We start from the raw sequence: 22,157 nt of genomic DNA, 5'->3' as shown, positions 1-22,157 counted from the left end.
AGATTACGCCCCCCGGGAGTGGAAGTAAAGCGTTCGCTATACTTGAGGGTATGGGGGCAACGGTATCGACGAACGGAACCGCTCGCGGCGGGCGCGGCGCGCGTGAGCGCATCCTGCGGGCAGCGGAAGATCTCTTCTACGCCCGCGGCATCCACGCCACGGGCGTGGCGGCGCTGATCGAGGCCGCGCAGGTTTCGCCCCGCACCTTCTACGTGCATTTTCCGACCAAGAACGCGCTGGTGGAGGAGTACCTGCGCCGGTTCGAGTCGGAGAAGTCGATCGCGGCCGAAGCGGAGCTGGAGCGTGGCGATCTGCCCCCGGCCCAGCGGCTGTTGGCGATCTTCGCCCCCGTTGGCGGGGACCCGGCGCTGATCCGCGGATGCCCCTTCCACAACGCCGTCGTCGAGGGCGCCGGCGAGCTCCCCGAGGTGGCCCGCCTCGCGCAGCGGCACAAGCGGGCCTTCCGAGACCGCCTCGTGGCCACGGCCGCGGAAGCCGGAGCGGCCGACCCGGAAGCCCTCGGCGGGCAACTCGCGGTGCTCTTCGAAGGCGCCAACGCGCTGGCGGCCTCCTGCAACGACGCGCAGGCGTTCACGGACGCCCGGCGGGCCGCCGAGACGCTGCTGGGCGTTGCCCTGGATACCGCGCCCGAAGGATGAACGTCGCGACGAGGGCTGCTACGGCCGGAAGACCTCGGCCTCCGGCTCGGTATCGAACCCGGAGTCCGCGGCGACCCTCACGGGCTGGTGCCGCAGAGCGTGCCTCCTGCCCGTGCTCGGACCTCTAAGACGTCTGGCGGAACTCCGTGATGATCGTGTAGAGCTCGATGACGAGGCCCTGCCGGGTGCGGGCGATGTCCATGCCGCTGACCGCCGGCCGTCGGCCGTCGGCGGGGCCCCACCGGAAGCCGAGGTGGCCGATGTCGTCGAGTTCCGACGCGGGGCCCGCGGGTCGGAAGACCCAGTCCGGCTTCTCGGCGAGCAACTCCGCTGCGCGGTGGACGAATTCGGCGCGCCCGTGGTTGATGCGGTCCGGTTCGTGCCACACCACGTCTTCGGCGTAGTGCTCGGAGATGACCGCGGCCCGGCGGCCGGGGTCGGGTTCGTTGAAGACCTCGAGCAGGTTGATCCGCATCAGATCGGCGGGTGATCTGGTCATGGCGGGTCCGTTCGTAGCGGGGCGAGGGCCGAGGTCCAGGCGATGACCTGGTCGAGCATGGTGTCCAGCGAGCGCAGGTGGTGGTCGCCGGGCTTGAAGACGGTGAAGTCCTCGAAGTCGGTGTGCAGGGAGAGCGCGACCTGTTGCCGTACGTCGGCCATCTGGAGTTCGGCGGCGACCAGGCGCAGTTGTTCGGCGGAGCGCACGCCGCCCGCGGCGCCGTAGGAGACCAGGCCGAGGGCCTTGTTGTTCCATTCGGCGTAGAGGTGGTCCAGGGCGTTCTTCAGGACGCCGGGGATGCCGTGGTTGTACTCGGGGGTGACGATCACGAAGCCGTCGTACGCGGCGATGGTCGCGGCCCAGCGCCTGGTGTGCTCGTGCTGGTACCGCCCGAGGGAGGGCGGCAGCGGCTCGTCGAGGTGGGGGAGGGGGTGCTCGCGCAGGTCGAGCAGGTCGAAGGCGGCGTCGGTGCGGCGCGAGGCGTGGTCGTGGACCCAACGGGCCACCTGGTCGCCCACCCGGTTGGTCCGGGTACTGCCGAGGATGATGCCGATGGCGGACATGAGGGCCTGCCTCTTCGTGGTTCCTTGCGAGCGTGCCGCCCGGAGCGGTTCGTGCGGTTCGGTCAGCTCGGGACGGCGGCCGACGCGCTGACGGCGGAGGCGAAGTCGGGCCGTACACCGAGCTGGGCGAGCATGACGCTCAGGCCGACGTAGCAGTTGAACTCCTTGATCTTGCCGTTCTCGACGTACCAGAAGTCGGCGGTGGGGATGTCGAGCGTGGCGCCGGCGGGCCGGATGGTGCCGGCAGGCGTCTGGAAGGGGCCGGTGACGGTGCCCCGGATCGTCAGCTCGACGGCGACGACGTGGCCGATGACGTGGAAGCGGTGCAGTTCGCGGTGAACGTCGGGGGCGAGTGCCCCCATGAAGGCGACGAGGTCGCCCAGGTGCTCGCCGCGGTAGCTCTCACCGGCGACGACGTTGTTGAAGACGCCGTCCTCGGCGAACAGGTCCACGAAGCCCTGGATGTCCAGGACGCTGCCCTCGGCCGCTCGGTACGCCGCTCGGACCACGGTCTCCGCTTCGGTGCTCATGGTGCCCTCCCGTACGAGAGAATCCATTCAAACCTTTGATTGAAAGTGTGGACAGGTCGTGGCCACCTTGTCAAGCAAGTGATTGAATTCACTGCCGTGCAGTGTCGGCGCGACGTATTCGCCCACGTCAGACGATTAACGGGCTCCTCGGAGGGCGCCGGCCAGCACGGGAAGGAGCATGCGCTCCACCCGGTCGGCGGGCTCCGCGGCCAGCTCGGCCCCGATGGGTGCCAGTGCGAGCCAGTTCAGCATCCCGGCCGCACAGCGGACCCGGAAGTCGAGCTCCCGCTCGTCGATTTCGGGAAGGTTCGCCGCCAGGACCCGCACCGCCGTCCGCCGGGCCCGCTCGAACTTCCCGGCCAGCCTCTCCCACCCTTCGGGAGGGTCGATCCCGACCCGGGCGACGGTCCGTATCACGGCCAGGTCCCGCCCCCCGGCCGCGAGTGAGTCCATCATCGGCCGCGCGAACGCCTCTGCCAGCCCGGTCAGCGTGGCGGCGCCGTCCAGGGCGTCGAGTTCCCGGATCTGTGCGTCCAGGTACCGCTCCAGCGCGTGCTCGATCGCCACCTCGCACAGGGCCTTCAGCGATCCGAAGTGGTAACTCACCGCGGCGACGTTGGCTCCGGCGGACTGGGTGATCTCGCGGAGGGTCACGCCTTCCTGTCCCCGCTGTGCGAGCAGTTCGAGGGCGGCCGCCAGCAGATCGTCACGCGTCCGCTGGCCGGCCTCACGGCGCAGGTCTGTCTTCTCCGGCCTCACAACAGAACTCAAGCGGTTGCTTGACTTCATTGTCAAGCAGCCGCTTGACCGGATCTTCCGGTCCTCGGGCCGGAACCGTCCACGACGGTTGGCCGTTGACCTGCGCCACTGTGGCGGCCGAGCGGCTCCTCCCACACGGATCGCCCGCCCGCCCATGCGTCGGCTCTTCGACGCGCGCCTGCGCCCGGCACGCGAACGCCTCGTTTCACAGTGCGACCGCCCCGACGACGGACGCCGCCACCACGGCGAGCAGGCCCAGGATGTTGTAGACGATGTCCTGCTTGCAGGAACGGCGTTCTGCCGCGGGGTCCGGGCTGAAGACGGCCGGGTCGTCGGGCGCGTAGTGGATCGTGACGTCCCGGCCCCGCGAGCCGGCGGGGTCCGGCAGCCCCGAGTCGCAGTAGGCGGTGACGGCCGTACCGTCGCGGGTGCTGAAGGCCACGACCGGCACCAGGCGGGTGGAGACGTGGCCGTCGTCGTCGGCGACGCTGACGCTCTTGATCACGGCGACGACGCTGCCGGGGACGGTGGCCATGGAGTCCAGCGTGTCGAGACGACTGTTCACCTCGCGTATGTTCCCGGGCAGGTGGTACAGGCCGGAGACGGCCCACAGCCCGCCGAAGCCGAGCAGCGCCCATGGCCAGCCCCGGTCGACCGCGACGACGACCACCGCACCGGCGTAGATGAGGAAGACCGCGAAGTTCGGCCAGCCGAGGCCGTGTCCGCCTTCCCCGGGGCTGCCGGTGAACCGGAACTCCTGGGGGCTCCCGGGCGGGTAGTGGACGCCGATCTCCCGGCCCGTCCAGGCCGCGGTGATCCTGTCGCCCCGCTCACCGTCGTTGGTCACGGTGAATTCCCGTCCGGTGGCCGGGTCGCGGAAGGAGACGACCACCGGTATCCCCAGGCTCGGGGAGCTTCCGTGCTGCGGTTCCCCCACCCGCTCGATCCGCCCGACCGCCCGCACCATCCTCTGGACCCGGGTCATCCCGGCCAGCGACCGCCCGTAACCGATCAGCGCGACCACGCCGAACAGCCCGCACCACAGCGCCAGATATCCGTACCGGCCCATGCGTCTCCCTCCTGTCACCTCGGGGGCGGCCCACGACCACACCGCGAGCACACCGTTGCCGTCCGGGAGGACGCGGTCCCACGTCACCTCAGCTCGCCGGGATGCGCGACACCGCCCAGCCCCCTCCGTCCGCGGCGAGTGGATGCCGAGCGTAGCCGTGACCTCCTTCACCCGGGCGGGTAACGCCCTCGTCGGACACCTTGTCGGTGGTGGTGGAGATCGCCGGGCGGGAGCCCGCGGCGCCATGGACCTCGGCCGGGTGGGCCTGGACCTCGCCGGCCGGATGACCCGCGCCCGGCCGGGGGTTCCCCGGCGGGGTGGGGACCCCGGCCGCAGGTGGTGTCAGCGGGTGGCGCTCGCTCCGGCGAGGTGGAGTTCGTCGCAGGCCTCGACGTGGCGGTGACGCCAGCCGCCGGGCACCCGTTGCGCTCCGTCCAGGTGCGGGTGCCCGGTCTCCAGGCCGGTGTGGGTGTGCGGGGCGTCCTGGGAGTCCCGCGCGGGCCACAGGCGTACGGCGCCCACGGTGGCGATCAGCCCGATCGAGCCGAGGACGACGACGGCGTACAGCAGCCCGGCCTGCGCGCCCACCCACCCGGCCAGGGGGTAGGTGATCAGCCAGGCGGCGTGGGAGAGGGAGAACTGGGCGGCGAAGGCGGGCGCGCGCTCCTCGGGCGGCGCCGAACGGCGGATGAGCCGCCCGGTCGGGGTCAGGACCATCGAGCACGCCGCGCCGAACGCCGCCCACGTCCCCAGGAGCGCGGGCCAGCGCCAGGTACCGCCCGAGGCGGCGGTGATCAGGCCGACGGCCGTGAACACCGCGGGCAGCAGCAGGGCGCCCGACAGCATCACGGTCCGGTCGGCCACCTTGTCGAGGATCCTCGGCAGCAGCAGGGCGACCAGCATCGACCCGGCCCCGTACGCGCCGAGCGCGAAGGCCACATCGCCGACCGGGCGGCCGAGGTGGTTGCGGACGTAGACCACGGTGTTCACCGTGACCAGGGCACTCGCCGAGGCCGCCGCCAGGTTCAGGCACAGCAGGGCGCGCAGACGCGGCACCCGGAAGAACAGACGGCTCCCGGCCGTCGCCTTCGCGTACGCGCCCCCGCTGCGCTCGGGCGCCGGGGCGGCCTTCGGCAGCACCGCGGAGACCACCAGGGCCGCGGAGGCGAGGAAGCCTCCGACGGTGCCGAGGAACAGCCAGTTGTAGCTCATGAAGGTCAGCAGCGCCGCGGCCAGGGCCGGGCTGAACAGGCTCTCCAGGTCATAGGCGAGCCGGGACAGCGACAGCGCCTGCGTGTAGTCACGCTCCTTGGGCAGCACCTCGGGGATGACGGCCTGGAAGGTCGGCGTGAAAGCGGCGGAGGCGGCCTGCAGGGCGAAGATCAGGACGTAGACCTGCCAGACCTGGTCGACGAACGGCAGGGTCAGCGCCACCGCCGCGCGGGTGAGGTCGGAGCCCACCATCAGCGCTCGCCGGGGGATCCGGTGCGCGAACGCGCCGATCACCGGGGCGATGCCCACGTACGCGACCATCTTGATCGCCAGTGCCGTCCCGAGCACCGATCCGGCCCTGGCGCCGGCGAGGTCGTACGCGAGCAGGCCGAGGGCGACGGTGGCCAGGCCGGTGCCGACCAGGGCGATCACCTGGGCGGTGAAGAGGTGCCGGTAGGTGCGGTTGCGCAGCACGGTCAACATGACGACGTCCTTCGCGGGGCGGAGGGGCGAACACCTCCACCATACCTTCATGTGCGCAGCTGCGCACATGAAGGATGGATGCTCTGTGCCCGGAGCCTGACGCCCGGTGGCTGCGGGCGCGCGCCGGCCCCGCACTACCCTGGTCGCATGCCCGTGAGCGAGTCACTCCCAACTGCGACCACCGCGCATCTGCGCGCGCCCGACGATGCGCGCCTGGCCGAGGCCGCCGCGGTCTTCGCGCTCCTCTCCGACGCCACGCGGCTGCACCTGATCTGGCTCCTCGCCCAGGAGGAGTCGGACGTGGGCTCGCTCGCCGACCAGTGCTCCGCCTCCCGCACCGCCGTCAGCCAGCACCTGGCCAAGCTCCGGCTCGCCGGCCTGGTGGAGACCCGCCGGGAGGGGCGGCACGTGTTCTACCGACTGGGTGACGGACACCTGCGGCGGCTCGTGGTGGAGGCGCTCAGCCACGCCGACCACCGGATCACCGGCGAGGCGCCGCACGACTGACCCGGCCCGCCGTCCTGCCACGGCCACTGGGCCGCGAACGGCTCCGTGCTCGTCCAGCACACCAGAGGCGACAGCCGGGACTCTCTGGGATCCTGGCCGTGAAGCGCAGGCCGGGCGTACAGCGAGGAGCCGCAATGTCGGGAGAGTTCGAGGCCAGCGTCGAGGTCGACCGCCCGGTGGAGGAGGTCTTCGCCTACCTCGCCGACGGACGCAACGACCCCGAGTTCAGCCCCCGGGTCCTGGAGATCACGAAGACCCCGGACGGCCCGACCGCCGTCGGGACGGTCTTCCGCAGCACCGTGAAGGACGCCGGGATGAAGACCTCCCGCGAGTTCCGCATCACCGGCCTGGTGGCGCCGCGCACGATCCGCTGGAGCGAGCAGAGCAAGAACCTCATCACGGCCGAGGGCGGCTACGACCTCGAACCGCTGCCGGACGGCCGTACCCGGGTCCGCATCTTCAACGTGCTCGAAGGGCACGGACTCGGCCGAATCCTGCTCGGCCTGGCGCTTCGCGCGGCTCGCAAGGACGCTCCCGACTTCGGTCGCCGGATCAAGGCCGCCGTCGAGCGGTCCTGACCCGGCGGCGGCCCGCTCCTCACGCCTCCTTGGCGAGGACGTCGCCGACGTGGGCCGCGAGTGCGGACCGCAGGTCTTCGGCCGTCATCTTCCGATCGTCGACGAGATACACGACGAGGTCGGCCCTGATGGCGGCCAGCAGGGCGTGGGCGGTGAAGTCCGGGGCCCTGACTCCGGGCACCTGTTCCAGCGCCGAGCGGAGGATTTCGTGCCACCAGCCGTAGTGCTCGGCCTGGTAGGGGCTGCCGAGCCCGGCTTCCTCCGCGGCCGTCATCAGGTTCCGGTTCTCGATCTTGAAGCGCAGCGAGGCGTCGAGGAGGTCCAGCACCCGCTGCCGCGGCGAGGGTGCGGCGGTGTCCTGTGCCTCCTGTACGGCTTGCCGGAGGGGTTCGAGACGGGAGGCGATCACGGCACCGATCAGGCCGGCGCGGTCGCCGAAGCGGCGGAAGAGGGTGCCCTTGCCCACGCCGGCGGCCGCGGCGATGTCGTCCATCGACACGTTCTGGGGACTGCTGCTGGCGGCGAACAGGGCGTCGGCGGCGGCCAGGACCGCCTCCCGGTTGCGCACGGCGTCCGCGCGTTCGGTTCGCTGGGCCACGGGTCCTCCTCGGTCTTCGGCCTGTCCCGGCCCGGGGGAATGATATGCGGTGCGGCTCACCCGGGCGGCGGTTCCCGCCTGCCGCGCCTCGGGCCGGGGCGGAGCCGTGCGGTCTGCGCGACGTGCGGCGGGTCAGCGTGCGGCGGGTCGGAGTGCCGCGGGACCGGCCGTGTCGCCGAGCCGGTCGAACGACACCTCCCGTTCGACGAAGGCGCGGAAGGTGCCCGGCGGGCGGCCCGTGAGGCGCTCGACGGTGTCCGTGGTGCGGTCTTCGGCTCCTTCGGCGATGGCGCGGTCCATGTCGGCCAGCATGGTGGCGAACTCCATCGGGATCTCGGCCGCCCAGCGGTCGCGCAACTGCTCGAAGGTCAGCTGCCGGTGCACCACGGGCCGCCCGGTGGCCTCGCCGATGATCGCCGCGACCTCGCCGTAGCTGAGGGTCTGCGGTCCGGTCAGGACGAGGTCGGTGTCGGGGGCCCGGGTGTCGGTCAGAGCGCGTACGGCGACGGCGGCGATGTCCTCGGCGTCGATGAACCCGACGCGGCCCTCTCCCGAGGCCGACATGATGGCGCCCTCGTCGCGGATGCTGCGCGCGTGGGGGGTGGAGGCGGCGAAGTTCTGCATGAACCAGGAGGGCCGCAACACCGCCCACTGCTCGAACAGGCCGGGCAGGGCCTGGTGGACCTGGCCCACGGCCGGACCGCCCGCGGGGATCGCCGAGGAACTGAGCAACACCGCGCGGCGCACGCCTGAAGCGCGGGCCCGGCGGAGGAAGGGCAGCATGACCGAGGCCGGGTCCGAGGAGCCGATGGGCGGGACGAGGTAGGTGCGGTCGACGCCCTCCAGGGCCGCGTCCCAGGTCGCGGGCTCGTTCCAGTCGAAGCGGACGGCCTCGGCGCCCGTCACCGGGGTGGCGGTCCGGCCGGCGGCCTTGGCGTGGTGCCCCGCGGCGATCAGACCGGCGGTGACACGGCGGCCGGTGGTGCCGGTGGCCCCGATGACCAGGGTGGCGTTCGCGGCGTTCATCGGTCTGCTCCTACGAAGTCGGCGCCGGGCTGGGACGCGGCGAGGGGGTTCCAGTAGTCGCGGTAGGAAGTGATGAGCTCGTCCTTGACGGTGACCACCGCGATGTAACGCATGTCGTAGGGGGTATCGGTCTCCACCAGGCGGCCGACCCCGCGCATCTCCACCACGATCGTTTCGGGGTCGATGACCTGATGGATCGTCACCTCGGGGAAGTCGTGCAGGTCGACGTGGTCGGGGTAGTGGCGCATGTACGCGCCGACCGCCGCCTTGCCCTCCAGTCGCGCGGGCCAGCCCTCGGGTGCGAAGGGGAACTCCAGGACGCCGTCCTCGTGCCACAGCTCCACCCAGCCGGGGATGTCCTTCTTCACCAGCAGGTGCAGGCCGTGGCGGTACAGCTCCGCGGGTGTCATGGGCGTTGTCATGATGAGTGCTTCCGTTCCGCTCGGGGACGTGACGATCCCGGGCCGCCGGGTACGCCCGCTCGGCGCGGGCGCCCGGATGTAAACGGACCGTCGGTCCGTATGGATACGAGAATACGGACCATCGGTCCGCTTCGCAAGCCTCGGCAGGGCGCTACGGCCATCGCCCCGCCCGCGTGCGCCCGGCTGGACCTGCCGAGGCGGGGCGGGCTCGCAGGCCCCCGGCGGGTATCGCGATATCGGGAGCGGTCGCGCCGCGAGGGTCGGATACCGGTCGGCGGCATGGCGGAGGGTGAGGGCGTACGCCGACGCCCCCGTGGGCACTCGGGCTCGACGGGGGCGGCTGGGTGTGGGGGCTGCCGCGCGGGGTCGACGTGTGGGCGGACTCCGCGGGAACGTGCGCCGGACCGCCCCCCGTGCCGGTGGCCACGCGCCCGCGGCCACGGCCTTGAGCTGCGTGGGCGAGTCCCGGACGAGGTGCGGGAGATCCGGATGGTCGGGCTCGCCGAGCCGGCGTCCGGACGCGACGTTGAAGGCCGCGACCCCGGCTTCGGCCGTTCGTGTCGCCGCCGGGACGCCCGTGGAATCCGGGCGCGCGGCCACCGGGGGCGACGGGCACGGCCTCGATCCGGCCGCGCTCTCCGGGCGCAGGTCCGGGCCGTCGCGGCCGGGGGTGCGGGGAGTGCGTCCTGACCCGCGCGGAGTTCGTGGCCGGTCCGGCGGGGAGGTCCTACGGCCTCCGGCGTGCCGGGGTCTCGTTCCGGCTCCCCCCGGGCGCCCGGCTCAGCGCGGTTGGCGCAGTCCTGTGAGGAGGAGCGCGATCAGTCGGCGTGCGTCGTAGCGCGGGTCGGTGTCGGTGCCGATGCAGAGGTTTCCGATGCCGCGCATGAGGTGGTAGGCGTCGAGGTCGGGGCGGATCTCGCCGGCGTCGGCCGAGGCTTCGAGGAGCTGGGCGCACACCGGCAGCAGGCGTTCGAGGAAGTAGGCGTGCAGCGTCTCGAAGCCGGTGGTGTCGGCCTGCATCGCCGCGGCCAGGCCGTGTTTGGTGACCAGGAAGTCGACGAAGACGTCGACCCAGCCTTCGAGAGCGGCGAAGGGCGTCGGGCCGGCCGCCAGCAGGGCCGGTCCGGCTTCGGCGCAGGTGTCGACCTGGTGGCGGTAGACGGCGATGACGAGGTCCGCCCGGTTGGGGAAGTGCCGGTAGAACGTGCCGAGTCCGACCCCGGCCTTGGCGGCGATCTCGCGTACCGGCGCGTCGACGCCCGAAGTGACGAAGACCGCGGCGGCGGCGTCCAGCAGCGTCTGCTGATTGCGGCGGGCGTCCTTGCGTTTGGAGGCGGCCGAACTTCCCTGGCGCGGACTGCTCTCGTTCACCGCGGCACTCCTTCTCGTGACGGTCTTGCAAACCGGAACGGCGTTCCGTATCGTAAGTGGAACAAGGTTCCGTTTCCTTTGATGATGTCAGACCGAGGGGACGGTGGCCAACTCGTGGTGTCCGCGCTCCGCCGGGGGGTCGCAAGAACGCCCGAGTACCGCCGGCTCCCGCCACGGCGGGTCCCACGGCGCCGCCTGCTTCCTGCCGCCGGCTCACCGACAGTCGAAGACCCCGATCGAAAGGCACTTCCATGTCCTACTCGAACGCCCTGATCTCGCCGAATCCCGCGGATGCGACCGCCGCAGTGGTGTCCGTGAAGCCGGTCGTCCTGCCCACCCCGGGTGGCCGGGGAGAGGACCTCCACGTACGGGTGTCCGCGCCCGTGGCCGGCGACGATCTGCCCGTCGTGGTCTTCTCGCACGGATACGGCTGGTCGATGGACGGCTACGCCCCGCTGGCCGACCACTGGGCTGCGCACGGCTTCGTGGTCGTCCAGCCGACCCACCTGGACTCCCGGATCCTCGGCATTCCCGCCGAGGATCCCCGTACCCCGCAGATCTGGCGCCATCGCATCGAGGACGTCACGCGCGTACTGGATGGAATCGACGTCCTGGAGGCGGCCGTCCCCGGTCTCGCCGGGCGGGTCGACCCGAGCCGCGTCGCCGTCGCGGGCCACTCCTGGGGGGCCCAGACCGTCAGCACGTTGCTGGGTGCCCGCGTCCTCGACGCCGACGGAACGCCCGGCGAGGACATGTCCGACCCCCGCGTCAAGGCGGGGGTGCTCATGGCGCTGACCGGCCTGGGCGACGATCTGACCCCGTTCGCCGCCGAGCACTTCCCGTTCATGAAGCCGTCGTTCGACACCATGACCACCCCGGCGCTCATCGTCGCCGGCGACCACGACCAGTCCCACCTGTCCACCCGCGGACCGGACTGGTTCACCGACCCCTACACCCACAGCCCCGGCGACAAGAGCCTCCTCACCCTGTTCGGCGCGGAACACTCGCTCGGCGGCATCGTCGGCCACGAGGTCGCCGAGACCACCGACGAGAACCCGGCGCGCGTCGCCCTGATCCAGCACCTCACCACGGCCTTCCTGCGCAAGGCCCTGCTGGGCGACGACGCCGGCTGGAAGGCGGCAGCCACCGCCCTGGAGGAAGACCGCGCGGCACTGGGGGAGCTGCGGAGCAAGTGACCGGCCGCCCCACCGCCCCACCGCCGTCGTTCGTCACCGATACGCATAAGGACACCTGATGATCCTCGTCACCGGAGGCCTCGGCTTCATCGGATCCCACACCGTGCGCGCCCTGCTCGACCTGGGTGAAGACTGCGTCGTGCTCCAGCGCCGCGCCCACCGGCTGCCGCCCGTACTCGCCGGAGAACGGGTGCGGGTCGAGCAGGCGGACGTCACCGACCGCGAAGCCCTCCTCGCCGTCGGCCGCCGCCACGACATCACCGGCATCGTCCATCTGGCCGGTTCCTACCCCTGGCCGCCCGTCCCCGACGCGCCCGTCGAGGCGACGCGGCAGGCGCTCGGCGGACTGCTGAACATCGCCGAGGCCGCACAGGAGTGGGACGTGCGGCGCCTCGGCATCGCCAGCACGATCGGCGTCTACTTCGGCGCAGCGAACGACGGACCGCTGCGCGAGGACGCCCCCCTGTCGATGACCGCGGCCGTCTCGATCCCGACCTTCAAGAAGGTCGGAGAAATGCTCGGCGGCTTCCTCGCCGACACCACCGGCCTCGACATCGTCAACTACCGCATCTCCGGCACCTGGGGGCCCCTCGGCCACCCGGACCCCTTCTTCGCCGCGCCCGCCCTGGTCCACGCCGCCGCCCGCGGCACCGCACCGGACCTGACCCATCTCGCCCACCCGGCCTTCGCCGACGACGGGCTCGACCTCACCTACGTCAAGGACACCGGACGGGCGATCGCCCTCCTCCAACTCGCTGACACTCTGAACCACCGCACCTACAACGTCGGATCCGGCCGCGCCACCACCAACGCCCAGATCGGCCGGGCCATCAGGAAGGTGGTCCCCGACGCCCAAGTCGACCTCTCCGCCGGAGGCGGGGCACCACACCTGGTACTCGACATCAGCCGCCTCACGGAAGACACCGGCTACCGACCCGAGTACGACACCGACCGAGCCGCCGCCGACTACGTCGCCTGGCTGCGCGCGGGAAACGACAACTGAGACCGATCGGTTCCTGACGGCCCCTGACACCGTGAGGGCCGAGGGGGCACGGGTTCGATCCCCATGCGGTGTTCCCCGCGAAGAGTGCCCGCCCGAGTCGAAGGCAATGCTGGACCGCCTGCTCCGTTGAGCACGCTGCCGTCAGGCCGGCTGGACGACGCCGAGCTCGACCTGCCCCCGGCCGGCGGCGGCCATCGCCGGGTGCTCGCCGTGCTCGCCGTGCTCGCGCGCCTGCGGGGCCGAGCGGACCGGAGGCTCCCGGTTCCGGCAGAGCCGGCCCGCCGGCCGGAGTCGTGCGCGGCGCTGGGCGCGCGGTCAGCCGCCGTCCGTCCCGGGTGCGCTCCGGGCCTGGTCCCAGACCGCGAGGAAGGCCAGCCTCAAGCAGGCTGCCAGCGCGGGGTGTTCGATGTACAGGGCGGTGGTGGCCCGGGTTCCGGCCACCGGATCGGGCATGTCGCACAGCACCAGCGAGGCATCGGCGACGACGAGCTTGAGCGGGAGGCCCGGGGCGAAGCGGGACTCCTCGCCCGCCTCGGCGAACCGGCGTACGTTCTCCAGCACTTCCGCGTCGTCGAGGGCGTCGTGGGTGTAGATCGCGCGGGCCGTGCCCCCGGCCTGACGCAGCCGGCGGACGGCCTTGATGCCCTCGTTGTTGGCCGCGGGAGCGACGAACGGCGGCTTGCAGAAGCTGAGGAGCTCCCGGGAGGCCTGCTCCTGGATGCTGTCGAACCGCTCGGCTATCGCCCGGGGGTCGCGCAGCACCTCGATGTAGTCGAGCGGATCGGTGTGCGTCCGCCCGTCGGCCCAGACCGGGAGCAGCGCCGTGGCGAGCGCGGCCGACACCTCGTCCAGCCGTTCCAGGGACTCCCGCTGGAGGGCCATCAGCCGGGCCAGCGCCGGTTCGGGGGCCACCGCGGAGAAGGTCGCGACCCGGCCGGGGCGCAGGACGGCCAGGCGCCGCCGGACGAGGGCGTCGAGTACGTCGTAGACGCGCTGGCGGGGGACGTCCGCGGCGCGGGCCGCCTCGGCGGCGGTGTACGACTCCCGCCTGACCAGAGCGAGATACACCCGGGCCTCGTACCGGGAGAGTCCCAGGGACACCAGGTCGTTGACCGCGCCGTCGTCCAACTCCATGGCAGGACACGGTATACGCGAACATCACTGACCGAAAGCAAGCCTTTGCATTCGCCGGGTAGTCCCTTGGCCCGGCGCTTCAATACCTTCGGCGTTGGCCACCACTGCACGTGGTGACAGTCCGCACCGTTGAACACGTGCCACTCGCATCCCGCGTCGACCCTCCGCTCAGGCATGCCCTGACGTGCGCACGAATGTCATGGGATATGTCATGGACCTGCCAGATATAGAGGGGTCCCCCGGCGCGGCACATCAACCCCCCATGGAGGGCAGTTCATTGCGCAACGCCCTGTCCCGGCGCGCCGCACGGCCGAGCCGTCGCGGCGCGACCGCCTTACTCTCGACGATCGCCCTGATCTCCGGCGGCATGCTCGCCTTCGCCGCCCCGTCCGTGGCCTCGGCCGGCACCGGCGCCCCGGCCGCCGCCGTGCACACCCAACGGCTCTGCTCCGAGCCCGCCCGGGCCGGCCGGATGGCCTGCCACGCCCTGGCCCGCACCGACGTACAGCAGCACGTCGGCCTCGCACCCGGCGTCCTGCCCTCCGGCTACGGCCCCGCCGACCTGCAGGGCGCGTACGCCCTGTCGGCCTCGGCCGGCGCCGGCGCGACGGTCGCCATCATCGACGCGTACGACGACCCGAACGCCGAGTCCGACCTGGCGGCCTACCGCTCCCAGTACGGACTGCCCCCCTGCACCACGGCCAACGGCTGCTTCCGCAAGGCCGACCAGAACGGCGGCACCAGCTACCCCACCGCCGACGCCGGCTGGGCCGGCGAGATCTCCCTCGACGTGGACATGGTCAGTGCCGTCTGCCCGCAGTGCCACATCCTGCTCGTCGAGGCGAACCAGCCCTCCATGGAGGACCTCGGCGCCGCCGTGAACCGCGCCGTGACCATGGGCGCCAAGTACGTCTCCAACAGCTACGGCGGCGGCGAGGACTCCACCGACCCCGCCTCCGACGCCTCGTACTTCGACCACCCGGGCGTCGCCATCACCGTCAGCTCCGGTGACAGCGGCTACGGAGTCGAGTACCCGGCGGCCTCGCAGTACGTCACCGCCGTCGGCGGCACCTCCCTCAGCCGTGCGAGCGGTACCCCCCGCGGCTGGTCCGAGAGCGTCTGGGGCACGAGCTCCGGCGGCAACGGCGCCGGTTCGGGCTGCTCCGGCTTCACCACCAAGCCGTCCTGGCAGACCGACGGAGGCTGCGCCAAGCGCACCGTCGCCGACGTCTCCGCCGTCGCCGACCCGGCCACCGGGCTCGCGGTGTACGACAGCTACCAGGCCGGCGGCTGGAACGTCTACGGCGGCACCAGCGCCTCGGCCCCGATCATCGCCTCCGTCTACGCCCTGGCGGGCACCCCGGCCGCAGGCACCTACCCGTCGTCGTACCCGTACGCCCACACCGCCTCGCTCAACGACGTGACCAGCGGCGCCAACGGCTCCTGCTCCGGCGGCTACCTCTGCACGGCCAAGACCGGCTACGACGGCCCGACCGGACTCGGCACGCCCAAGGGCACCGCCGCCTTCGCGGGCGGCTCCACCGGCGGCAACACCGTCACCGTCACCAGCCCCGGCAGCCGCACCAGTGTCGTCAACACGGCCACCTCGCTGCAGATCCAGGCCACCGACTCGGCGAGCGGGCAGACCCTCACCTACGGCGCCACCGGGCTCCCGCCCGGTCTGTCCGTCGACGCCTCCACCGGCCTGATCAGCGGAACCCCGACCACCGCGGGCGCCTACAACGTCACGGTCACGGCCAAGGACACCACCAACGCGAGCGGCAGTACCACTTTCACCTGGACCGTCACCACGGTCGACGGCGGCTGCACCGTGACCCAGCTCCTCGGCAACCCGGGCTTCGAGACCGGCACCGCCCCCTGGACCGCCAGCACCGGAGTGGTCGACAACGGCAGCGGTGAGGCCGCGCACTCCGGCTCCTGGAAGGCCTGGCTGGACGGCTACGGCTCCACCCACACCGACTCGCTCTCGCAGTCGGTGACCATCCCGGTCCGCTGCCACGCCACCCTCAGTTACTACCTGCACGTCGACACCGCGGAGACGACCACCACCACGGCCTACGACAAGCTGACGGTGACGGCCAACTCCACCACCCTGGCCGCCTACTCCAACCTCGACAAGAACACCGGCTACGTGCAGAAGACCTTCGACCTGTCCTCCTTCGCGGGCCAGACGGTCACGGTCAAGTTCAGCGGTACCGAGGACTCCAGCCTGCAGACCTCGTTCGTGATCGACGACACGGCGCTCAGCATCAGCTGACCCGGACCCGAGGGCGCACGCGGGACCGGCGGGTCACCGCACCTCGACGGCCGCGGACGGGCACCCCGCCCGCGGATCGGGGCGTGGTGTCCCGCCGCGGCCCGTGTGCGTCACCCGGGCGGGATCACCAGGAGGACTTCGTCACGCCGGGGAGGAACCCGGCGTGCGCCTGTTGCCTGGCCCGTACCCGGGAGAGGCCGAACCTGCGCAGGTAGCCGCGGGGACGGCCGTCGACGCTGTCGCGGTTGCGGACGCGGGTGCTGCTGGCGTCGCGCGGCTGCCGGCGCAGCTCCGCCAGTGCGGCCCGGCGTTCCTCCGCCGTGGACGAGGGGCGGCGGATGAGCTCCTTGAGTTCCGCCCGCCGGGCGGCGTAGCGCCCCACGATCTGCTTGCGCTTCTCGTTCCGCGCGATCTTGCTCTTCTTCGCCATCAGACCTTCCCCCCGCGGGCCCGGATCCGGGCCACGGCGGCCTCGATGCCGATCGCGTCCACGGTCTTGATCGCCCTGGCGCTCAGGGTCAGGCGGACGGTGCGGCCCTCGCCGGGCAGCCAATAGCGCTTGTGCTGGACGTTCGGGTCGAAGCGGCGCGAGGTGCGCCGGTGGGAGTGGGAGACGTTGTTGCCGAAGCCCGGCTCGGCGCCGGTCAGTTGGCAGTGGGCGGACATGGGTGTGTTACCTGCCTCTCGGTGCGGCCATCACGCTATTGGTAATGGAAACCATTCCCATATACTAGCCTCATGGCACGCAACGAACTCCGCCCGATCATCAAGCTGCGCTCCACCGAGGGCACCGGCTTCACCTACGTCACCCGCAAGAACCGGCGCAACGACCCGGACCGGATGGTGCTGCGCAAGTACGACCCCGTCGCCCGCCGGCACGTCGACTTCCGCGAAGAGCGCTGACCGAACCCCCGCCCAGACCCAGAAGGACACCCCCATGAAGCCCGGCATCCACCCCGCCTACGGCCCCGTCGTCTTCCGCGACAGCGCCAGTGGCACCGCGTTCCTCACCCGCTCCACCATGACCAGTCAGAAGACGATCGAGTGGGAGGACGGCCACACCTACCCGGTGGTCGACGTGGAGATCTCCTCGGCGAGCCACCCCTTCTACACCGGCACCGCCCGCGTCATGGACACGGCCGGCCGTGTCGAGCGCTTCGAGCGCCGCTACGGGGCGCGCCGATGACGCGGACCCCCCGGCTGCCCGTCGTGATCGTCGCCGGGATCCACGCCGACGCCCGCAAGGAGGTCGTCGAGCGGCTCCTGCGCGCCGTCCCCGGCAGCGTCGCCCTGCACCACGACCTGACCGGAGCGGCGCAGGGGTCGGTGCGCCGCTCGATCCGCGACGCCACCGCACTCCTGTCGCAGGACGGGGCGCCGCTGGTCAACGACTGCGCGTGCTGCGCGCTGCGCGAGGACCTCGTACCCGAGCTGGTGCGGCTGGCCGGCGCGGGCCTGACCCGGCTCGCCGTGGTCGAGTTGTGGGACTCGGTCGAGCCGAGGGCGATGGCCGAGGTCGTCGCGGCGCACGGCGGAGACGACCTGGTCCTCACCAACGTGATCACCGCCGTGGACCCCGCCCTCGTGCTGCCGTACCTCGCCAACGGCGACGACCTCGCCGAAGCCGGCCTGGCGGCGGCGCCGACCGACCGGCGGACCGTCGGGGACACCTGGGCCCGCCAGTTGGAGTACGCACCCGTCCTCGCCCTCGTCGGCGACGAGGAGGCCGACGACGAGGACCGCGCGCTCCTCGCCCAGTTGCACCCCACCGCCCGCCGGGTGGCGGCCGATTCGGGTGAACTCGCCGAAGCGGCCCTCGCGGGCTTCGACGTCGAGGCCGCCGCTGCGGCGCAGCACCCCGCGTGCGCGCTGCTGCCCCAGGACGCCGACGACGCCGGTGTCACCACGTTCGTGTGGCACCGCCGGAGGCCCTTCCACCCCGAGCGCCTGTACGAAGCGCTGGAGGACCTGTGCTGCGCGGCCGCGCGCAGCCGGGGCAGGTTCTGGCTCGCCGACCGCCCCGACACCCTCCTCGCGTGGGACGCGGCGGGCGGCGCGCTGTGTGTGGAGAACGCGGGCCCCTGGCTGGCGTCACTGCCCGACGCGGCCTGGGAGATGGTCCCGCCGGTGCGGCGGGCCGCCGCGGCCCTGGACTGGCACCCCGAGCACGGCGACTGCTGCCAGCACCTCGTCTTCACCTCACCCGGCCTGGACCGCGACCGACTGGAGCGGCTCCTGGAGTCCTGCCTTCTCACGGACGCGGAGTACGCGGGAGGACGGGACGGCTGGAAGCGCCTCCCCGCCGCCTTCGACTCCCTCCTCGACCCCGTCTGACCCGCCCCCCGTCGCCGCGCCGCCCGGGTGACGGCCCGGCAGCGGCGGGCCTCGCCAACCCCGTCGGGTCAGTGGCGCCTCAGCGAGGACGGCGGCATGGCGAAAGCGCGCGTGAACGCGTAGGAGAAGGCCACGGGGGAGGCGTAGCCGAGCAGGGTCGCGACTTCGGTCACGGTCTTGTGGCGCAGGAGGGGGATCGATGCCAGCAGGCGGGCCCGGGACCGCCAGGCCGCAGGGCTCGTCCCCGTCAGGAGCCGGAAGCGCCGGGTGAACATGCGTTCGCTCATCGCCGCGGCGCGCGCCCAGTCGGTATTGCTCACCGTCACGTCGGGATCGGCGAGATAGGCGCGGCACAGCCCGGAGAACGGCGCTTCGTGCGGGAGGGCCACGTGCAGCGGAACCTCGGAGAGCGCGGCCGTCTCCAGGAGGATCAATGCGATCACCGCGCTGTCGCGGTCGTCCGCGGCGTAGTCCGCGTCCAGGTCGGCGGCGGCGAGCAGCAGCTCCCGCAGCAGCGGTGGGACCTCCACGACCCGGCAGGCGGTGGGCCACCAGGGAACGGCCGACGGCTCGATGTACAGGCTCGAGGTCCGCACGTCCAGCATCCGCACCCGGTGGCGGATCCGGGGCGGGATGAGCACCGCCCGTTCTCCCGGAACGGTCCACGCCCCGTCGTCGGTCTCCACGAGCATCGTGCCGGTCGCGGCGTACAGGAACTGCGCCCGGCGGTGCTCGTGCCAGGCGAGGAGGGAATCCGGCGGGTAGTCGGTCGCGATCGGCAGCACCTCGGCGGGGAGGTGATCGAGTCGCGCGAGGGGCACGTTGCGCATGACGGGAGGGTAGGGCCGAAACTCGAAAGGACGTGATCGACGGTCGATCGTCGGCGGGCGGTTTCTCGACTGGACTGGGGCCATGAGTGCTGTCGTTCTTGTCGTCGTCGGGATCCTCACCGGTCTGACCACCGTGCTGTTCGGCTTCGGGGGAGGATTCGTCACGGTCCCCGTCATCGTCTGGGTGGACGCCGCCGCGGGGCCGGCCGCGGCGACCGTCGCGGTGGCGACCTCGTCGCTGGTCATGGCCGTCAACGCGGTGGTGGCCACCGCGGCCACCCCGCGGCCGGTTCTGCGCCGTCTGCGGGGTGCCGCCCCCCTGATGGTCCTGCTCGGCCTCGGGGGGCTCGGCGGTGCGGTCGTGGCGGGCTCCGCGCCGGCCCGGCTGATCCACTGGGGGTTCGTGGCCTATCTGGCGATGACCGTCGCCGACGTGCTCGCGCGGCCGGGGTTCCTGAGGCCTGCCGCCGGTGCCGGTGCCGGTGCGGCTTCCAGTGTCGCCGGCGGGCCCGGGGCGTTCGCGATCCCGGCCGGGCTCGGGGTCCCCATCGGCGCCGCCGCCTCGTTCCTCGGTGTCGGGGGGAGCGTCATGACCGTACCGCTGCTGCGGCGCTCGGGACTCCCGATGGGTACCGCGGCGGCGCTGGCCAACCCCCTCACCGCCTGCATCAGTGCCCCGGCGTGCGCGGTCTTCCTCGCGGTCGCCCACGGGACGGACGGCGCGGCGCTGGTGTCGGCCGTCGGGTCCGTCGATTTCGGTGCCGCCGCCCTGCTCCTCCTCGGGGCCCTGCCGGTCGTCGTCCTCATGCGCCGAAGGCCCCCGCGGATCGGGGACCGTCTCCACGCCTCGGGGTACGTCGCCCTCCTGTGCCTGGTGCTGGTCGCCATGGTGGTCCGGACGCCGTGAGGGCGGGCTCAGACGAGATCGAGCAGTTCCGTGTGCACGCCGGCGTTGCCGTGGCGGTGGTCGACGAGGTGGATCTCCAGGATCCAGTGGGCCCGCCACCCCTCCTCCAGCGTGCGGCGCAGCGGCCGGTCGTTGTCCGGGCCGATGAACGCCTCCGGCCGGGTCGTCTCCGCATGCGTGGCGGGAGGGGTGCCGGTCAGCCTGCCGACGTGCCAGGACCCCAGGGTCAGGCCGGTCTCGGCCGCCAAGGTCCTCATCTCCGTGTGCAGTCGCCGCCCGGTGATGGTCTCGTCCGAGCGGAAGGCCGCCCGCGCGGCGTCGGCCACCACGGCCAGGTCGCTCACGAGACGACGGCGCTCCGGACCGTCCCCGACGGCCACGGTGCGGGCGAAGCCCGTCTCGTACGGTGCCAGCAACGACTCGAAGTCCAACACGACCACGTCCTGCCCGCCGATGACGCGGTTCGGCCACCGGCCCCCGACCAGGGTGTTCGGCCCGGACCGCACGAAGCGGCGCCCGACCAGACCGGCCCGCACGCCGAACACCTCCTGCGCGATCAGGGCGATCCGGTCGTCGACCTCCCTTTCGCTACGGCCCGGTGTGATCACCCGGGCGGAGATCACATGGGCGAACAGGCGCTGCGCCATGCGTTGGCCCTCCAGCAGGTGCAGGGATCGCAGCCGTAGGTCCATCCGGTCCAGCGTCGCCATGGTGCGTCCTTGCCGTCAGTCGTCGTCCGTTCCGCCCCGCCGGTACGGGAGGGGGCCCTTGGGCGGCCAGCCGAAGCTAACAGCGCTCACGGGCGCGGCATCACCGGACGATCCTCCAGGGCTCGACCGGTACCGGACGCCGGCGCTGGTCGGCCCTACGAGAGCGCCCGCCGCGGCGCCGGCTCCGGCCCGTGGGGAGCGTCCGTCGTGCGGCGGGGGAGCAGCAGGGGAGTCGCCAGCAGGACCGCCCCGGCCAGGCCGATGGCCGTGCGCGGCCCGAGCAGGGTGCCCAGTACGCCCCAGAGGGCCGTCAGGAGCGCGGTCGAAGCCTTGGTCGTCACCGCCCAGGCGGACAGCGTGCGGGCGACCCGGTCGGTCGCGGTGCGCCGGAGGCGGTAGGTGGCCTGGACGGGGTTGAAGACCCCGCAGCAGAAGATGAGGCCGAGTTCGACGCCGATCACCAGCAGCAGCCCTCCGGTGCCCGGCCCCAGGAAGGCCAGCCCCACGGGCCAGAGCGCGCGCAGGGTCCCGGACACCGCCAGGACCCGGTGCTGCCCGAACCGGGTGACGAGCGGTCGGGCCAGCCGCGAACCGAGCAGCCCGCCGATCGAGGGCGCGGCGAAGGCGAGGCCGTACTGCCACGGTGCGAATCCGAGCGGGCCGAGCATCAGGACGGCCAGGAGCGGCTGGGTGGCCATCACGAGGCCGTTGAACAGGGAGGTGTTGAAGAACAGCGGCCGCAGCGCCCGGTCGGAGAGGATGAACCGCCAGCCGTCGAGCAGGTCCCCGGCCCGCATGCGCCCGGCCTCCTCCCGGAGTACGGGCCGGGGCTCGTGCCCGCCCATCGCGCGGATGCCCAGGGCCGAGAGCAGGTAGCTGACCGCGTCGGCCACCACCGTCGCCACCGGACCCAGGAGCCCGATCGCCGCGCCGCCCAGCGGCGGTCCGACGATCGTGGTCGTCCAGGCCGTGGACTCGAACCGGGCGTTGGCGACGAGCAGGTCCTCGGCCGGCAGCAGCGTCTTCAGGTACGCGCCGGAGGCGGCGCGGAAGCCGATGTCGGCCGCCGCGACGACGGCCGAGACCAGCAGGAGCTGCAGGAGGGTGAGCACGCCGAGCGCGAAGGCGGCGGGGACCGTCAGCAGCGCGGCGCACCGCACCAGGTCCATCGCGATCAGCACCGGCCGCTTGCGGCGGAACTCCACCCACGGGCCGAGCGGCACCGCCACCACCGCGCCCACCGCGGCCCCCGCGCAGGAGAGCGCGGCGACCTCCGCGGGACCGGCGTGCAGCTCCCGGACGGCGATCAGCGGGAAGGCGCCGAAGGCGAGCCAGGTGCCGAGCGCGCTCGTCCCGTACGCCCCCCAGAGCCACCCGAACCGCCGTCCCAGACGGTGACCGCTCCCCATGCCCGACCCCTCCCCGCGCTCCACCCGTACAACCGATCCGGGATCGGAAGCATCAAAGGCCAGGGCCGCACACGGGGTCA

26 protein-coding genes are annotated in these 22,157 nt (G+C 72.4%); 10 read left to right on the top strand and 16 right to left on the bottom strand.

The annotated features are described in order from the left end of the window. Positions 1-50: 50 nt before the first annotated feature. Complete coding sequence (locus tag ABZW32_RS20495) at positions 51-659, top strand: TetR/AcrR family transcriptional regulator (RefSeq protein WP_356217787.1); 609 nt, start codon at positions 51-53, stop codon at positions 657-659. A gap of 124 nt (positions 660-783) precedes the next feature. On the opposite strand, the gene ABZW32_RS20490 is transcribed toward ABZW32_RS20495, so the two are convergent. From ABZW32_RS20490 to ABZW32_RS20465, 6 genes are all read right to left on the bottom strand, one after another. Continuing rightward, a complete protein-coding gene (locus ABZW32_RS20490) occupies positions 784-1,158 on the bottom strand; it encodes a nuclear transport factor 2 family protein (RefSeq protein ID WP_356217785.1) in 375 nt (124 codons plus the stop codon). Next, complete coding sequence (locus ABZW32_RS20485) at positions 1,155-1,721, bottom strand: NAD(P)H-dependent oxidoreductase (protein WP_356217783.1); 567 nt, start codon at positions 1,719-1,721, stop codon at positions 1,155-1,157. The genes ABZW32_RS20490 and ABZW32_RS20485 overlap by 4 nt, the downstream gene beginning before the upstream one ends. Positions 1,722-1,783: 62 nt before the next feature. Further along, the gene (locus ABZW32_RS20480) at positions 1,784-2,251 is read right to left on the bottom strand and encodes a nuclear transport factor 2 family protein (protein WP_356217781.1); all 468 of its coding nucleotides are present in this window, start codon (positions 2,249-2,251) and stop codon (positions 1,784-1,786) included. A gap of 135 nt (positions 2,252-2,386) precedes the next feature. Continuing rightward, a complete protein-coding gene (locus tag ABZW32_RS20475; protein WP_356217779.1) occupies positions 2,387-3,010 on the bottom strand; it encodes a TetR family transcriptional regulator in 624 nt (207 codons plus the stop codon). A gap of 205 nt (positions 3,011-3,215) precedes the next feature. Next, the gene (locus ABZW32_RS20470; protein WP_356217777.1) at positions 3,216-4,079 is read right to left on the bottom strand and encodes a DUF3592 domain-containing protein; all 864 of its coding nucleotides are present in this window, start codon (positions 4,077-4,079) and stop codon (positions 3,216-3,218) included. A 342-nt stretch (positions 4,080-4,421) separates the two neighbouring features. Then, positions 4,422-5,774, bottom strand: coding sequence for an MFS transporter (locus ABZW32_RS20465; RefSeq protein WP_356217775.1), 1,353 nt, complete (start codon positions 5,772-5,774; stop codon positions 4,422-4,424). Between the two features lie 147 nt (positions 5,775-5,921). Between ABZW32_RS20465 and ABZW32_RS20460 the strand changes: the two genes are divergently transcribed. Both ABZW32_RS20460 and ABZW32_RS20455 read left to right on the top strand, forming a co-directional pair. Next, positions 5,922-6,281, top strand: coding sequence for a metalloregulator ArsR/SmtB family transcription factor (locus ABZW32_RS20460; protein ID WP_356217773.1), 360 nt, complete (start codon positions 5,922-5,924; stop codon positions 6,279-6,281). 134 nt (positions 6,282-6,415) lie between these two features. Then, positions 6,416-6,859: an SRPBCC family protein gene (locus ABZW32_RS20455; protein ID WP_356217771.1), complete on the top strand. Its 444-nt coding sequence runs from the start codon at positions 6,416-6,418 to the stop codon at positions 6,857-6,859. 19 nt (positions 6,860-6,878) lie between these two features. Here the strand turns inward: ABZW32_RS20455 and ABZW32_RS20450 are convergent, their stop codons facing one another. From ABZW32_RS20450 to ABZW32_RS20435, 4 genes are all read right to left on the bottom strand, one after another. Beyond that, positions 6,879-7,457: a TetR/AcrR family transcriptional regulator gene (locus tag ABZW32_RS20450; RefSeq protein ID WP_356217769.1), complete on the bottom strand. Its 579-nt coding sequence runs from the start codon at positions 7,455-7,457 to the stop codon at positions 6,879-6,881. 132 nt (positions 7,458-7,589) lie between these two features. Then, the gene (locus tag ABZW32_RS20445) at positions 7,590-8,483 is read right to left on the bottom strand and encodes an NAD(P)H-binding protein (protein ID WP_356217768.1); all 894 of its coding nucleotides are present in this window, start codon (positions 8,481-8,483) and stop codon (positions 7,590-7,592) included. Continuing rightward, entirely contained in the window at positions 8,480-8,905 is a 426-nt protein-coding gene (locus tag ABZW32_RS20440) for a nuclear transport factor 2 family protein (protein WP_356217767.1), read from the bottom strand. Before ABZW32_RS20440 ends, ABZW32_RS20445 begins: the two co-directional genes overlap by 4 nt. A 780-nt stretch (positions 8,906-9,685) precedes the next feature. After that, complete coding sequence (locus ABZW32_RS20435; protein WP_356217766.1) at positions 9,686-10,276, bottom strand: TetR/AcrR family transcriptional regulator; 591 nt, start codon at positions 10,274-10,276, stop codon at positions 9,686-9,688. Between the two features lie 251 nt (positions 10,277-10,527). Between ABZW32_RS20435 and ABZW32_RS20430 the strand changes: the two genes are divergently transcribed. Together ABZW32_RS20430 and ABZW32_RS20425 are read left to right on the top strand one after the other, a co-directional pair. After that, on the top strand, positions 10,528-11,472 hold the full coding sequence (locus tag ABZW32_RS20430) for a chlorophyllase (protein ID WP_356217765.1): 945 nt from the start codon (positions 10,528-10,530) through the stop codon (positions 11,470-11,472). A 58-nt stretch (positions 11,473-11,530) separates the two neighbouring features. Beyond that, the gene (locus ABZW32_RS20425) at positions 11,531-12,475 is read left to right on the top strand and encodes an NAD(P)-dependent oxidoreductase (RefSeq protein WP_356217763.1); all 945 of its coding nucleotides are present in this window, start codon (positions 11,531-11,533) and stop codon (positions 12,473-12,475) included. Positions 12,476-12,790: 315 nt separating this feature from the next. Here the strand turns inward: ABZW32_RS20425 and ABZW32_RS20420 are convergent, their stop codons facing one another. Then, a complete protein-coding gene (locus ABZW32_RS20420) occupies positions 12,791-13,609 on the bottom strand; it encodes a helix-turn-helix domain-containing protein (RefSeq protein WP_356217761.1) in 819 nt (272 codons plus the stop codon). A gap of 367 nt (positions 13,610-13,976) precedes the next feature. Here ABZW32_RS20420 and ABZW32_RS20415 point away from each other — a divergent pair, with 367 nt between their 5' ends. Beyond that, positions 13,977-15,887, top strand: coding sequence for a putative Ig domain-containing protein (locus ABZW32_RS20415; protein ID WP_356217863.1), 1,911 nt, complete (start codon positions 13,977-13,979; stop codon positions 15,885-15,887). 124 nt (positions 15,888-16,011) lie between these two features. On the opposite strand, the gene rpsN is transcribed toward ABZW32_RS20415, so the two are convergent. Both rpsN and rpmB read right to left on the bottom strand, forming a co-directional pair. Continuing rightward, complete coding sequence (gene rpsN, locus ABZW32_RS20410; RefSeq protein WP_356217759.1) at positions 16,012-16,317, bottom strand: 30S ribosomal protein S14; 306 nt, start codon at positions 16,315-16,317, stop codon at positions 16,012-16,014. After that, positions 16,317-16,553, bottom strand: coding sequence for a 50S ribosomal protein L28 (rpmB, locus tag ABZW32_RS20405; RefSeq protein ID WP_356217757.1), 237 nt, complete (start codon positions 16,551-16,553; stop codon positions 16,317-16,319). The genes rpsN and rpmB overlap by 1 nt, the downstream gene beginning before the upstream one ends. Before the next feature lie 72 nt (positions 16,554-16,625). On the opposite strand from rpmB, the gene rpmG reads away from it, so the two are divergent. Genes rpmG through ABZW32_RS20390 form a run of 3 tightly spaced genes read left to right on the top strand, consistent with a single transcriptional unit; the run spans position 16,626 to position 18,221 of the window. Further along, the gene (gene rpmG / locus ABZW32_RS20400) at positions 16,626-16,790 is read left to right on the top strand and encodes a 50S ribosomal protein L33 (RefSeq protein WP_356217755.1); all 165 of its coding nucleotides are present in this window, start codon (positions 16,626-16,628) and stop codon (positions 16,788-16,790) included. A gap of 34 nt (positions 16,791-16,824) precedes the next feature. Further along, positions 16,825-17,073, top strand: coding sequence for a type B 50S ribosomal protein L31 (locus tag ABZW32_RS20395; RefSeq protein ID WP_356217754.1), 249 nt, complete (start codon positions 16,825-16,827; stop codon positions 17,071-17,073). After that, complete coding sequence (locus ABZW32_RS20390; RefSeq protein ID WP_356217752.1) at positions 17,070-18,221, top strand: GTP-binding protein; 1,152 nt, start codon at positions 17,070-17,072, stop codon at positions 18,219-18,221. The genes ABZW32_RS20395 and ABZW32_RS20390 overlap by 4 nt, the downstream gene beginning before the upstream one ends. A gap of 68 nt (positions 18,222-18,289) precedes the next feature. Here the strand turns inward: ABZW32_RS20390 and ABZW32_RS20385 are convergent, their stop codons facing one another. After that, a complete protein-coding gene (locus ABZW32_RS20385) occupies positions 18,290-19,051 on the bottom strand; it encodes a helix-turn-helix transcriptional regulator (protein ID WP_356217750.1) in 762 nt (253 codons plus the stop codon). A gap of 82 nt (positions 19,052-19,133) precedes the next feature. Between ABZW32_RS20385 and ABZW32_RS20380 the strand changes: the two genes are divergently transcribed. Continuing rightward, positions 19,134-19,958, top strand: coding sequence for a TSUP family transporter (locus tag ABZW32_RS20380; protein WP_356217749.1), 825 nt, complete (start codon positions 19,134-19,136; stop codon positions 19,956-19,958). Positions 19,959-19,966: 8 nt separating this feature from the next. On the opposite strand, the gene ABZW32_RS20375 is transcribed toward ABZW32_RS20380, so the two are convergent. After that, positions 19,967-20,668 (bottom strand): M24 family metallopeptidase, encoded by a 702-nt coding sequence (locus tag ABZW32_RS20375; protein WP_356217747.1) that lies wholly within the window; start codon positions 20,666-20,668, stop codon positions 19,967-19,969. 155 nt (positions 20,669-20,823) lie between these two features. Then, positions 20,824-22,077 (bottom strand): MFS transporter, encoded by a 1,254-nt coding sequence (locus ABZW32_RS20370; protein WP_356217745.1) that lies wholly within the window; start codon positions 22,075-22,077, stop codon positions 20,824-20,826. Positions 22,078-22,157: the final 80 nt, after the last annotated feature.

Source organism: Streptomyces sp. NPDC004667, assembly GCF_040609475.1.
In the GTDB taxonomy this organism is placed as follows: Bacteria; Actinomycetota; Actinomycetes; order Streptomycetales; family Streptomycetaceae; genus Streptomyces.
This window is presented reverse-complemented; position numbering and strand designations above follow the sequence as displayed.